12 protein-coding genes and 1 pseudogene are annotated in these 11,826 nt (G+C 71.6%); 4 read left to right on the forward strand and 9 right to left on the reverse strand.

Annotation, left to right across the window (positions count from 1 at the left end; genetic code table 11):
- Positions 1–96: 96 nt before the first annotated feature.
- A pseudogene (locus HS99_RS48660) lies at positions 97–552 on the reverse strand (AAA family ATPase); the annotation flags it as partial.
- Positions 553–748: 196 nt separating this feature from the next.
- On the opposite strand from HS99_RS48660, the gene HS99_RS40065 reads away from it, so the two are divergent.
- Positions 749–1,729 (forward strand): hypothetical protein, encoded by a 981-nt coding sequence (locus HS99_RS40065; RefSeq protein ID WP_141763912.1) that lies wholly within the window; start codon positions 749–751, stop codon positions 1,727–1,729.
- Positions 1,730–1,793: 64 nt separating this feature from the next.
- Here the strand turns inward: HS99_RS40065 and HS99_RS40070 are convergent, their stop codons facing one another.
- The 4 genes from HS99_RS40070 to HS99_RS45650 all read right to left on the reverse strand — a co-directional run bounded on the left by HS99_RS40070 (position 1,794) and on the right by HS99_RS45650 (position 5,470).
- Positions 1,794–3,191, reverse strand: coding sequence for an MFS transporter (locus HS99_RS40070; protein WP_046386582.1), 1,398 nt, complete (start codon positions 3,189–3,191; stop codon positions 1,794–1,796).
- Positions 3,192–3,743: 552 nt separating this feature from the next.
- Complete coding sequence (locus HS99_RS40075) at positions 3,744–4,592, reverse strand: LamG-like jellyroll fold domain-containing protein (RefSeq protein ID WP_030557448.1); 849 nt, start codon at positions 4,590–4,592, stop codon at positions 3,744–3,746.
- An 88-nt stretch (positions 4,593–4,680) separates the two neighbouring features.
- Positions 4,681–5,187 (reverse strand): NUDIX domain-containing protein, encoded by a 507-nt coding sequence (locus HS99_RS40080; protein WP_050366250.1) that lies wholly within the window; start codon positions 5,185–5,187, stop codon positions 4,681–4,683.
- A gap of 37 nt (positions 5,188–5,224) precedes the next feature.
- Positions 5,225–5,470, reverse strand: coding sequence for a hypothetical protein (locus HS99_RS45650; RefSeq protein ID WP_030557450.1), 246 nt, complete (start codon positions 5,468–5,470; stop codon positions 5,225–5,227).
- Between the two features lie 105 nt (positions 5,471–5,575).
- Here HS99_RS45650 and HS99_RS40090 point away from each other — a divergent pair, with 105 nt between their 5' ends.
- Together HS99_RS40090 and HS99_RS40095 are read left to right on the forward strand one after the other, a co-directional pair.
- A complete protein-coding gene (locus tag HS99_RS40090; protein ID WP_046386179.1) occupies positions 5,576–6,442 on the forward strand; it encodes a helix-turn-helix domain-containing protein in 867 nt (288 codons plus the stop codon).
- Positions 6,439–6,651 carry a DUF397 domain-containing protein gene (locus tag HS99_RS40095; RefSeq protein WP_030290097.1) on the forward strand — a complete coding sequence of 71 codons (213 nt, stop codon included), beginning with the start codon at positions 6,439–6,441 and terminating at the stop codon, positions 6,649–6,651. Before HS99_RS40090 ends, HS99_RS40095 begins: the two co-directional genes overlap by 4 nt.
- A 65-nt stretch (positions 6,652–6,716) precedes the next feature.
- Here HS99_RS40095 and HS99_RS40100 read toward each other — a convergent pair whose 3' ends face one another.
- From HS99_RS40100 to HS99_RS40115, 4 genes are all read right to left on the reverse strand, one after another.
- Positions 6,717–7,448 (reverse strand): heparin lyase I family protein, encoded by a 732-nt coding sequence (locus tag HS99_RS40100; RefSeq protein ID WP_046386180.1) that lies wholly within the window; start codon positions 7,446–7,448, stop codon positions 6,717–6,719.
- 134 nt (positions 7,449–7,582) lie between these two features.
- Positions 7,583–8,977 (reverse strand): uracil-xanthine permease family protein, encoded by a 1,395-nt coding sequence (locus HS99_RS40105; protein ID WP_030557453.1) that lies wholly within the window; start codon positions 8,975–8,977, stop codon positions 7,583–7,585.
- A gap of 139 nt (positions 8,978–9,116) precedes the next feature.
- On the reverse strand, positions 9,117–9,788 hold the full coding sequence (locus tag HS99_RS47540) for an ATP-binding protein (RefSeq protein WP_030557454.1): 672 nt from the start codon (positions 9,786–9,788) through the stop codon (positions 9,117–9,119).
- A gap of 82 nt (positions 9,789–9,870) precedes the next feature.
- Positions 9,871–10,767: a PIG-L family deacetylase gene (locus HS99_RS40115; protein WP_030290104.1), complete on the reverse strand. Its 897-nt coding sequence runs from the start codon at positions 10,765–10,767 to the stop codon at positions 9,871–9,873.
- Between the two features lie 243 nt (positions 10,768–11,010).
- Between HS99_RS40115 and HS99_RS40120 the strand changes: the two genes are divergently transcribed.
- Positions 11,011–11,730 carry a ricin-type beta-trefoil lectin domain protein gene (locus tag HS99_RS40120; RefSeq protein WP_046386181.1) on the forward strand — a complete coding sequence of 240 codons (720 nt, stop codon included), beginning with the start codon at positions 11,011–11,013 and terminating at the stop codon, positions 11,728–11,730.
- Positions 11,731–11,826 lie beyond the last annotated feature (96 nt).

An 11,826-nucleotide genomic window follows, 5' to 3' on the forward strand; every position in this document is an offset into this window, starting at 1 on the left:
CCGGCAGCTCCCGGGCCCGGACCGCGAAGCCAGCCAGCCGAGCGACTCCGGGTCGGCCCAGTGCAGGTCGTCGACCAGCACGGCCAGCGGCGAACGCAGCTGCACCAGGCGGGTCACGACGAAGTCCAGCCCGTCGCGCACCCCTTGCGGGTCGAGCTGCCCGCCGGGCGGCCGCAGGCCGGCTGCGGGGCCGACGACGTCCTCCCACGGGCCGAAGACCCGCGCCCGCTCGTCGTCGGACAGGGCCGACAGCACCGGCCGCACCAGCTGGCGCACCACATGGAACGGTTCGTGGCACTGCCGCTGGCCGCCCCGGGCGAACAGCACCGTGCAGCCCGCGTGCCTCGCCGCCCGGCGCACCTCGGTCAGCATCGCGGTCTTGCCCAGTCCGGCCGCTCCGGTGTAGAGCAGCAGCTCCCCGACCCCGGTGCCGGCCGGCCGGGTCAGCGCCTCGATCGCCTGGGCCGCCGACCGCAGTTCGGCCTCGCGCTCGTGCAGCGGCCCGTCGTCCCGTCCGGCCCCCTCGCCGCCCCCGGCCTTCCCCTCGGCCACCCGCCGCCTCCAATTCGCCCTGCCGGGCCCGTCGTTGCAGAGAGCCGAGGTTACTGCCGATCAGCCCGCTCCGGTGCGGGCTTGACAAAGCCGCACGCGGCCCGCCGCCCGGGCCCGGCGCGCCACGGACACGCCGACCCGCCCCGCAAAACCGTTGGCCCGTGTCCGCCCGGACCGCGATACTCGCCTGCCGGCGGTGCGGACGAAGGGGGAGCGGGCGGGCGTGGAGGTCTTCGAGTGCAGGGGGTGCGGCACCGCCCTGACCGGGCCGCTGTCGCGGGTCCCGTTCCCCGTCTACGCCGGCATCCCCTACGGCAACGGCGTGGCCATGCCCGTCCTGATGGAGTCCGGGACCTACGCCCTCGGCATCGACCTGCTCGACCCCGCCGACGAGGGCGAGAACGAGGGGTCGGTGCTGCTGGCCCCGGGCGACGCCGCCGGCACCCGCCTGATCCCCGGGCGCAACGAAGGCAACTGCTGCGGCCTCGACGGCTACGGCGGACCGAACCTCGCCTGCGCGGGCTGCGGCCGCCCGGTGGCGGCCCGGATCGACGAGTGCTCCGCGTGGCAGGCCACCTGGCTGGAACCGGACGCGGCGCGCCGAGTCCCCGCGGGTCCGCCCCGCCCGGTCGCCGACTGGGCGTCGGTCGCCGGCCGGTGGCGCGCCGCCGCCCTGGTGGAGGCGGACGGGAGCCGGAGCATCCGCTGGGACGTGGAAGCCGCCGTGACCCTGGCCCACCTGGTCTCCGCCGCCGACGGCGCGCCCCTCGCCCTCGCCCCCGGCCCGCTCGCCCAGGCCTTCCGCGGACTCCTCGGCCAACTCCCGCCCCCGCAGGCCCGCCCGGCCCGGCGCGCGGCCCTGGCCGGACCGGGCCGACCACTGCCCCGTCCCCTCCCGGACATCGCCGTGGTCCCGCGCCATCCGCAGACCGGCGAGCCCTGGCCCACGCCGCCGGGCGTGGCCGCCGCGCCGCTGGCCGCCGAGTACTGGGCCGCCCTCGCCTTCCACGACGAACGCGAACTCGCCCCCGCCACCGGCCGACTGCCCCCCGGCGTCGAACGCGACGACCCCCTCCCACCCCACCCCCTCTACGCGGGCTACCTCGACCGGTGGGTCTTCCGGGCCGTCCTGAACCGCCTGAACGGCGTCGACGACACCCAGGACGACCACCGGTGAGCAACGACGACGGCGCCGCCCGGGACGCATCCCGGACGGCGCCGCCGCCTTCACGTGCCGGCCGTCAGCCGCGCGCCGTCTGCGGCACGCGCTGCGCCGGGACGGCCGACGTCTTCGCCGTACCCGTACGGCCGGCGACCGGGGCGGCGCCCAGCGCCGTGCCACGGGTCTCCTCCGCCCACAGCACGCACACCAGCAGGCCCAGCGCCGTCGTCCCGGCGGCGATCAGCATGGTCGGCCCGGTGCCCAGCCCGGTCAGCGACAGCGGCAGCAGGTAGGTGCCCACCGCCGCGCCGATCCGGCTCACCGAGGTCGCCACGCCCACGGCGGTGGCCCGGATCTCGGTCGGGAACAGCTCGTTGGGGTAGGTCCAGTCGAGCACGTTCGGCCCGCCGCACAGGAACGCGTACGCGCACAGCGCCGTCAGCGCCACGGCGGCCGGCGCGGTGGGCCACACGCCCAGCAGCGCCAGCGGAACGGTCATCAGCGCGAACGACCAGACGATGACGGGGCGCCGGCCCTTGGTGTCGACCAGGCGCAGCGCCGGGTAGCAGCCCAGCAGGAAGACCAGGCTGATCAGCCCGGTACCCAGGGTCTCCATCACGGTGCCGCCGGGCATGCCGAAGGAGGACAGGATCTGCGGGCCGAAGGTCAGCATCGCGAACAGCGGGCCGACCTGGCACAGGAAGAACAGGCCGCAGAACAGCGTGCGGCGCCGGTACGGCGGGGTCATCAGCAGCCGCAGCCCGCTGCTGCGCCGGGCGCGCTCGGCCGGGTCGGGCATCAGCTCGCGGCCGTCCACCCGCACCCCGAGGTGCTTCTCCACCACGCGCACCGCGTCGCCCACCCGCCCGTTGGCGGCCAGCCAGCGCGGCGACTCCGGCGAACCGCGCCGGATCACCAGGAACACCACGCACAGCACCGTCGAACTGGCCAGCATCCACCGCCAGCTGCCCGGTCCGGCCAGCTCCAGGAACAGGTAGCCCACCACGTAGGCGAGCACCGAGCCGGCGTACCAGGCGACGATCTGCTGGCCGAGCAGCCGCCCGCGGTGCTTGGCGGGCAGCCACTCGGCGAGCAGGGAGGTGGCGATCGGGTAGTCGGCGGCCACCGCCATGCCGAGCACGAAGCGCAGCACGGCGATCGCCCACACCGAGTCGACCCAGAAGGAGAGCACCGAGCAGGCGACCATCACCAGCAGGTCGGCGGTGTACATCACCTCCCGGCCGATCTTGTCGGTCAGCACGCCGAACAGGGCGCCGCCGACGAACATGCCCACCAGGGCGGCGGCGCCGATCAGGCTGACCTGCGCGGTGGACAGGCCCAGGTCGGGGCGCATCCCGATCAGGGCGACGCCGACGATGCTCAGGATGTAGCCGTCCAGCAGCGGCCCACCGGAACAGGCGAGCGCCAGCCGGCGGTGGAAGGCGGTATACGGGGCGTTGTCGATGGTCTGGGACATGGGTTTCGGGGTCCTCCGGAGCGTACGGCCGCGTCTCGCGCCCGTGCGCCGGGTAGACGGCAGGGAACGACGCCGCCCACGCTGGACGGCGCCTCCGCCCGATCACACCGGGCGACCGTCCACGGTTGCCCGGGTACACACGTGCCACCACCGGGTCCAAGGTCAACCGGACCGGTGACCTTGGTCCCGAAACGGACAGGGCCTTCGCCCGTGCCGAACCAAGGCCTGCCCAGTGCCCGTAGGCGTCGTCGCCGTCTGCCGCCGCGATCCCCCGCCGCAGGTGAGCCTTCTCACGACGGGCGCCCGCGGGCGTGGCGAGAGCCACAGTTTCGACTCCTGGTCCAGACCAAGCGTCCCGGGTCGGGCAGCTCGGTCCAGCGCATGACCTCGGGGCCGCCGTGCTCCTCGATGCGGATCGCGTGCACGGGGTGACCGCCTTCCTGCGCGGGTTCGTTCGGGAGGGAACGTCCAGCACGGTAGGCAGCCGAAAATGGACCCACAAGTCCAGAATCCGTTGGAAAGGAGTGCCTTTCGCCGGCCCCGGGCCGGGCGCTAGCCGGGCGTGCCCAACTCGACGTTGTAGTCGGCAAGCTGGGCGATCCGGGTCTCGCTCAGGACGCCCTGGTGCACCCAGACGTCGTCCAGCGAACCGGCGAAGTACTCGCCCCAGGCGCCGTCGGTGCGCGCCCGGCCGAACTCCAGGCCCGCTCCCGCGTCGAAGGGGCGCACGCTCGGGGCGGAGGAGACGTGCGGGGTGCAGCCGCTCGCGTCGGGCTCGCAGGACTGGTTCTCGCGCTGCCCGTCGACGTACAGGGTGAGCCGGGAGGCGTCGGCGTCGTAGACCACCGCCAGGTGGGTCCAGTTCTCCAGCACCGAGATGTTCGCGGTGTGGGCGACGGTGGTGCGGGCGGCGGTGGGGCTGTCGGAGTCGGCGACCGTGGCCTGCCACTCGCCCATGGGGCCGCCGCCGTACGGGTCGACGCCCAGGTAGTGCCAGCGCAGGGCGACGGAGCTGGTGGTGCCGGTGCCCTGGGAGAGCACCGTCATGTCCCGGGTGGGGTCGCTGCTGTTGGCCCAGGCGGTGAGGGTGAAGCTCCGGTCGGCGTGCAGGGAAGCGGCGGCGGCCTCGGCGTAGCCGGTGGCGCCGTCGAGCCGCAGGAAGCCGGGGGCCGGGAGGAGGGGCTCCTCCGGGCTGACCGAGGCGCCGTTGCCGAGGACGGCGGCCGCGTGGGCGGAGCCCTCGTCCGGCGAGCTCAGCGGGCTGCCGGCGGCCTGGGCGAACTTCCAGCGGTCGATCGGCTGCGGCTGGTTCGTGTCGGCGGCCGCGGTGGCGGCCGGGGCGGCCAGAAGTACTCCGGTCACGGCCACGGCCGCCAGCAGTCTGGATCCACGTACGGTCATATCGGCTCCACGGTTGAAGATCATCTGAAACGGAGCAGAAGCTTCGTGGAGCACACGAACCGATGTCAATCCTTTTGGTGCACGCTGGTCAGCCCACCGGGACCGGGACGCCCTGGATGAGGAGCGGGAGGCCGGCGCCGTGCTCCCAGGCGTCCCAGGCGTCGTCGACGCGCCGGTACTGGTCGTCGGCCATGACCTCGCGCAGCTTGGACTGGGGCACCCAGTGCAGGCCGCGGATGTCGGCCGGCGGCTGGTGGCGGCGGACGGTGTCGGCCTGCTGGGGCGTGAGCATCCCGCCCGCGTAGACGAAGTCGACGCCCTCGGGGAACTCGGCGGCGGGCACGTAGTCGATGGTCAGGACCGTGCGCAGGCCCAGGACGAGCCCGGTCTCCGCTTCGAGGTGGCGGCGGGCCGCGAGGTGGGGGAGTTCGTCCTGCTCGGCGCTGCCACCGGGCAGGGTCAGGCCCTCGCGGTGGACGGGGTCGACGAGGAGGACGAAGAAGTCGTCCGCCCGGTCGGGGTCTTCGAGGAGGACGAAGACCTGCTGACCCGACCGCCGGGCGGGAGGACGGCTCATGAGGCGGGTGCGGTTCAACTCTGCTCCAGGGTGGGAGGGGCTCGAAGGGGGTTGGTTACAGCGGCCGACGGCGCGGCTTGCCGCAGGTCCCCGGCGCGGTCTCCCGGGGGTTGAGGGACTGGAGGAAGGCAGGGGCGACCCGCCACTCGGGCCCGGTCGCTCCGAGCGGTCGGAGAACCGCCGTTCCGAGGAGCACTTCGACGAAGACCCCCTCGCGCGGCTTCCCGTCCTCCAGACAGCTGAAGTCCCGGACGACTTCGTGGAGTTGGAAGGAATGAGGGGAGTTCTGCGCGTCAGGCATGGGGTCTCCGCAGGTAGCGCTGTGCGTCCGGTGAATTACCGGGTGTGGCCATGGTGGCGCTTCGCTCGGTACGATCGGAAGGCTTTCCCACTTGACAGTTTCCTCATGTGGAATTCGCGCAGCAGTGGAGGTCTGACGGTGCGTGAGTCTCGGCTGGATCCATCGGCTTCGCCCCTCAAGGCGTTTGGAGCCCAATTGCGCAGGCTGCGCAAGGCGGCGGGCTTGACGCAGACCCAGCTGGGGGAGCGCACGCAGTTGAGTGATAGTCAGATTTCGAACCTCGAAAGAGGGACGCGCAATCCCACGCTTGAGTGGGTCCGCGCTGCTGACAAGGTCCTTGTTACCGGTGGCACGCTAGAACTGACGTACTGGAGTCTCAGAGGGTCGTCTTTCCTGCCGGGCTACCCGGAGTACGCAGCCAAGGAACGGGAGGCCAGGGTCATCCGGCTCTTCGAGCTGGGCATCATCCCCGGCCTGGTGCAGACTCGCGGTTACGCTGAGGCCCTGGAGGCCGGTGCTGTTGCGCGAGGCGGTGTCACAGCTGAGCAAGGAGCCGAACGGGTCCGGCTCCTTCTGAATCGACAAGAACGAATCAACAGAGACCCTGCTCCGCTGATCCATGTGATCCTTGACGAGAGCTGTCTACGGACCGTGGTTGGCGGTGGTGGGGCTGTGATGTCTCAACAGCTGGCACATCTGGAGATGTTGGCCCAGCGGTCCAACTATGTGGTCCAGGTCGCGCCCTTCGAGTTGGGCGCGCTTCGCCCGTTCATGCGGTCCATGTCGATTCTCGATCTCGGCGACGGCGCCTCGCTCGGGTACACCGAGACGCATCAACGTGGCTACCTGGAGAACGACCGGGCAATCGTGTCCGCTTGGGCGAGGGAATACGATCTGCTCCAGGTGGAAGCGCTGTCGCAGACGGCATCGCTCGCAAAGATCAGCAAGGCGCGAAGGGACTCTTCAGCATGAGCGAGAACGTTGACCTGACGGGTGCTTCCTGGAGCAAGAGCAGCTACAGCGGCAACGGCGGACAGTGCGTTGAGGTGGCGTTCGACTTCCAGGGACTGATGCCCGTTCGCGACTCGAAGGACCCTCAGGGGCCCGCCTTGGTCTTCCCGTCCGAGGCCTGGAAGTCGTTCGTCTCCGCTGTCCGCAGTGGGGAGTTCGGCGACCTCTAAAGCGACAGGCCCGGACCGCAATCCCTGCGGTCCGGGCCTGTCGCCGTCGTTGTCCTCCTCTTCCGCTACGAGCCGGCGGTGGCCGTCTCCAACGTGGTGGCCATCACCGGGCTGGTGAAGGTGTTCGTCGCATCGCCCGGGTTCGGGTGGTAGGAGCCCCACTTGAGGTAGTTGCGGTCACCGTCCCACGTCGTGCCCTTGAACGTCCCCGAACCGCCGCTGAACGTCTGCTTCTTGCCGTCGAACCAGAAGTCGATCGTCCCGTCGCTGCGCCCCAGGTGGATCTTCAACGCGTACGCGTGCCACTCGCCGTTCTTCACCGGCGCGGTCCACAGCGGGTGCGCCACGTGCTCGGTGTCCCACTCCTGCAGCCGCACCCGCCCGGTGGTGAGGTCGATCTCGATCGGGTGGTTCGCTGTGCCCTCGCTGGGCGAGCACTTGAGCTGGAACACGTACCGGCTCTGGTCATCGCCGATCTCCACCTTGGACGACCAGCCCAGGTAGAACGTGTCGCCCTCCTTCAGGTCCGGGCCGACCGTCTCGCAGCGTTCCTGGTTCGCGGCTTGGAACGCCTTCCACACGCTCCCCTTCACCGGGTCCTTGACGACGCCGAAGCTGCTCGGGGCTGCGCACTGGACGCCGACGAAGGACGACGGCCCCTTGGCCGTGCTCGGGGTCCACAGGACCTTGCCAGTGGCGGCCGAACTGCTGGCCGCGGCCGAGCTGCAGGAGATCGCGAAGGTGGCCAGGGCCAGGGCTCCGACGGTGAGCTTGCGGTGCTGGGGCAGAACGGACATGCCTCTCCCGTCAATGGGCGGTCAAGAAGGGTGTACGGAGCGATTCGACCATCTGACGACCCCTCTGACCAGGCAAAAAAGACCGGCGGAAGTACCCTTTCGGGTACTTCCGCCGGTCTTTGAGGACATCACCCTTACGGGGTACGCCGCTGCCCGCCGTTCTCGTCGTAGGACGAGGGGCCCTCGTCCAGCAGCGGTTCCTGGGTCTTGAGGTGCGCCGGGGCCAGCGCCCGCAGCGCGTGGTAGCCGGTGATGACGACCAGGGTGCCGAGCGCGATTCCGCTGAGGCTGAAGGTGTCGGTGAACTTCAGCGTCACGTTGCCGATGCCGATGATGATGCCCGCCGCGGCCGGCACCAGGTTCAGCGGATTGCGCAGGTCCACCTTGGATTTGATCCAGATCTGCGCGCCGAGCAGGCCGATCATGCCGTACAGGATGACCGTGATCCCGCCGAGCACCCCGCCCGGGATCGCGGCCACTACCGCGCCGAACTTCGGGCAGATGCCGAACAGCAGCGCGAACCCGGCCGCCGCCCAGTACGCCGCCGTCGAGTAGACCCGGGTGGCGGCCATGACGCCGATGTTCTCGGAGTAGGTGGTGTTGGGCGGGCCGCCGAGGGCGGTGGACAGCACAGAACCCACACCGTCCGCCGAGATCGCGGTGCCCAGCTTGTCGTCCAGGTTCTCGCCCGTCATCTCGCCGACCGCCTTGACGTGCCCGGCGTTCTCGGCGACCAGCGCGATCACCACGGGCAGCGCGACCAGGACGGCCGACCACTGGAAGGAGGGGCCGTGGAAGGCGGGCAGGCCGATCCAGTCGGCCTTGCCGACGCCGGACAGGTCCAGGCGCCAGTGGTCGGTCATGTGCCCGCCGCCGTCCACCGAGTGGATCTTGCCGAAGACGCGGTCGAACACGAAGGAGATCCCGTACCCGAAGACCAGCCCCAGGAAGATCGCCACCCGCGACCAGAAGCCGCGCAGGCACACCACCGCGAGACCGGTGAACAGCATCACCAGCAGCGCCGTCCACTGGTCCTGCGGCCAGTACGTGGAGGCGGTCACCGGGGCCAGGTTGAAGCCGATCAGCATGACCACGGCGCCGGTGACGATGGGCGGCATCGTCGCGTGGATGATCCGCGCCCCGAAGTACTGGACGGCCAGGCCCACCAGGAACAGCACCACGCCCACCACGAGCACCGCGCCGGTGACCGTCGCGCTGGTGCCGCCCTGGGCCCGGATCACCGCGGCGACCCCGACGAAGGACAGCGAGCAGCCGAGGTAGCTGGGCACCTTGCCGCGGGTGGCCAGCAGGAAGATCACGGTCGAGACGCCGGACATCATGATCGCCAGGTTGGGGTCCAGCCCCATCAGCACCGGGGCCACGAAGCTCGCGCCGAACATGGCCACCACGTGCTGGGCGCCGAGCCCTGCCGTGCGGGGCCAGGAGAGCCGTTCGTCGGGGCGGACGACCGCTCCCGGTGCGGGCGTTCGCCCGTCACCGTGCAGCTTCCAGCGCACGCCGAGATCCATGTGGGGGTTCCTTCTCTGAACTTTCGGGGGGACTGTCCGCACCATTCTCATGGTCATCCGGCCACCCGCGCACACCTGGACCCGCTCCTGACCTGCGCACTCGCGCGGGGAGCGGGGCCGGGGGAGGTGTGACGGCCGGTCAGCCGCAGTGCTCGGCGGCGGTCTTGAGGTCGCCCAGCCAGGCGTCCAGGCCCTGGCGCAGGATCGCGGTGGCGGCCGGGGCGTCCGCGTCGACCTGTGGCCCGGAGTGGATCTCCTCGGTGCGCACCAGGACGCCGCCGCCCTCGCCGACCGGCGGTCCGCCCCCGCCCGGTTTCAGCTGGGAGGGAATGCGGCCCTGGCCCGTGGGCGCGAAGCGCCGTCGTCTCCTTCGCGGGAGTCCCGGTCCGACGCCCCGTCGCTTCACGGTGGGCGGCGCCGTCGGACCGGGCCACAGCTCGAACCAGACGGTCTTGCGGTCCGCGCCGCTGTGGACGCCGTGGCTGGGCGCCAGCTCCTCCACCAGGGCCAGGCCCCGGCCGGTGCAGGCGAAGGGGTGGTGGTCGTGCGGGACCAGGCCGCGCTCCGGACAGCCGTCGCTGAACTGCACCTGGACCCGGTCCTCACCCGCCCAGCCCCGTACCTCGAAGTCGCCGCGCGCGTGCAGGACCGCGTTGGTCGCCAGCTCGCAGGTCAGCAGTTCGGCGGTGTCCGCCACCTCGGGCGTGACACCGTCCAGCACCGACCGCACGAACCGGCGGGCCAGCGCGGCGCTCTCCGGCGCTGCCGGCAGCCGCCGCGACGGCGCTCCGGGCGGACTGGGGATGCCCATAGGGGGCCACTGCCCATAAACCCCCGCGTCAAAAGGACAAACGGCCCCCTGGCCCCTGCTGGGGGCCCGGGGGCCGGGGGCGTCAGCGCAGGCCGGCGAACAGGTCCTGCTCGGGCAGCGGCGCGCCGGTGGTGTCGCGGACGCGCACGAAGGTCTCGATGCCCATCAGGTCGGTGAAGCGCTCCTTGCCCATCCGCAGGAAGAAGATGTTCTCGCCCTGGCTGGCGTGGGCGGCCAGCGCGTCGTACTTCTGCCCGCCGTAGGCGCTGGTGTCCACCCAGGTGGTGACCTCCTCGTCGGGCAGCCCGATCGGCGGCAGCTCGGGGGCCTCGACGGCCGATCCGGCCCCGCTCGTCCCGTCGGTCCCCTCGCCGGCCTCGGCCGTCTCGGCCGCATCGCCCGCCTCGTCCCAGTCGGCGCCGAACTCCCGCATCACCTCGCCGAAGCGCTTCATCGCCGAGTGCGGTGCGGTGGTCCAGTACACCTTGGACGCCAGGTCGGGGGCCAGGTCCAGGGCGGCCATGGTGATGCGGTGGGCCTGGATGTGGTCGGGGTGGCCGTAGAAGCCGTTCTCGTCGTAGGTGACGACGACGTCCGGCCGGTAGTGGCGGATCAGCTCGGCCAGGCGGGCGGCGCCCTCGGCGACGGGGCTGCCCCAGAACGAGCCGGGGGCGTCGTTGGCGGGCCAGCCCATCATCCCGGAGTCGCCGTAGTCGAGCGTCTCGAGATGGTCGACGCCCAGGACGCGGCAGCTGGCCTCCAACTCCTTGCGGCGCAGGGCGGCCACCGCCTGCGGGTCGTGCCCGTCCTCGCCGGGCTTGACGCCGCCGGGGCCGTCGCCGCAGGCGCCGTCGGTGCAGGTGACGAGGACGGTGCGGATGCCCTCGGCGGCGTAGCGGGCGAGCACGCCGCCGGTGCCGGTGGCCTCGTCGTCGGGGTGGGCGTGCACTGCCATCAGTGTCAGGGGCCGGTCGGCCATGGTGTCGTCCTCGCTTCGCTCGGGTGGTCCGCGCCCAGTCTGCCGGGCGGGTGTGACAGCCGGTCCCCGACCCCCGTCCCCCGGGCCGGCCGGGCCACTGGCGCAGCAAGCTGACATGAATCGTTTCCGGACAAGCAATTCACAACAGTTGACGCACGCTCATGTCATCGCCCACGCTGGGCGGCACCAACCACACGATCCACACATCCGGTTGGGCCCCGTCGACCAGAAGGGACCCCGCGTATGCGCCTGCGACGAACCCTCGCCGCCCTCCTGACCACCCTGCTCACCCTGGCGGGCGTCGCCGCCCTGTCCTCCACCGCCCAGGCCGAGACCCCGGGCGCCTGCGGCACCGGCCGCGGCGGCCCGATGGCCTCCGCCACCTGCAACAACGTGCCACCCGGCACGGTCTGGCAGGTCCAGGTGGTCTGTTTCTACGTCGTCCAGAGCCAGCCGATCACCTACTGGGTCGCCGGCAACACCGTGGTCGGCAACGGGACCTCCACCGCCGTGTGCCACCCCGGCGACACCGCCACCGACACCATCCGCCCGGTCGTCATCGGCATGCAGGGCAAGCAGGGCCGCCTGGTCGGATACGGCGGCAAGTGCGTGGACATCGCCCACGGCAGCAACAACAACGCCACTCCCGTGCAGATCTACGACTGCAACGGCACCGGCGCCCAGTGGTGGACCCTGGGCCTGGACAACACCGTCCGCGGCCTGGGCAAGTGCCTGAACGTCGTGTGGGGCAGCGCCTCCAGCCCCAACGGCACCAAGGTCGAGATCTACGACTGCGTCGGCAGCCAGGGCGAGCAGTGGATCCCGCAGCCCGACGGCTCGCTGAAGAACGTGCTCACCGGCAAGTGCCTGGACGAGCTCGGCTTCGACACCTCCAACCGCGCCCAGCTGGGCATCTGGGACTGCAACGGCCTGGCCAACCAGAAGTGGGTCCTCACGCCCTGAGGCCGCCGCCCGCCCGGGTAGCCCGCACGACCCGAACGGGTATCCGCCCCGGCCCACCTGAGTACCCGTACTCAGGTGGGCCCCGGCACCCGCCAC

It is taken from the genome of Kitasatospora aureofaciens (assembly GCF_001188955.3).
Classification (GTDB): Bacteria; Actinomycetota; Actinomycetes; order Streptomycetales; family Streptomycetaceae; genus Kitasatospora; species Kitasatospora aureofaciens.

Coding starts and splice junctions, on each gene's coding strand:
- HS99_RS40070 (WP_046386582.1), bottom strand. CDS start 3,191: ATGTCCCAGACCATCGACAACGCCCCGTATACCGCCTTCCACCGCCGG.
- HS99_RS40075 (WP_030557448.1), bottom strand. CDS start 4,592: ATGACCGTACGTGGATCCAGACTGCTGGCGGCCGTGGCCGTGACCGGA.
- HS99_RS45650 (WP_030557450.1), bottom strand. CDS start 5,470: ATGCCTGACGCGCAGAACTCCCCTCATTCCTTCCAACTCCACGAAGTC.
- HS99_RS40090 (WP_046386179.1), top strand. CDS start 5,576: ATGTGGAATTCGCGCAGCAGTGGAGGTCTGACGGTGCGTGAGTCTCGG.
- HS99_RS40095 (WP_030290097.1), top strand. CDS start 6,439: ATGAGCGAGAACGTTGACCTGACGGGTGCTTCCTGGAGCAAGAGCAGC.
- HS99_RS40100 (WP_046386180.1), bottom strand. CDS start 7,448: ATGTCCGTTCTGCCCCAGCACCGCAAGCTCACCGTCGGAGCCCTGGCC.
- HS99_RS40105 (WP_030557453.1), bottom strand. CDS start 8,977: ATGGATCTCGGCGTGCGCTGGAAGCTGCACGGTGACGGGCGAACGCCC.
- HS99_RS47540 (WP_030557454.1), bottom strand. CDS start 9,788: ATGGGCATCCCCAGTCCGCCCGGAGCGCCGTCGCGGCGGCTGCCGGCA.
- HS99_RS40115 (WP_030290104.1), bottom strand. CDS start 10,767: ATGGCCGACCGGCCCCTGACACTGATGGCAGTGCACGCCCACCCCGAC.
- HS99_RS40120 (WP_046386181.1), top strand. CDS start 11,011: ATGCGCCTGCGACGAACCCTCGCCGCCCTCCTGACCACCCTGCTCACC.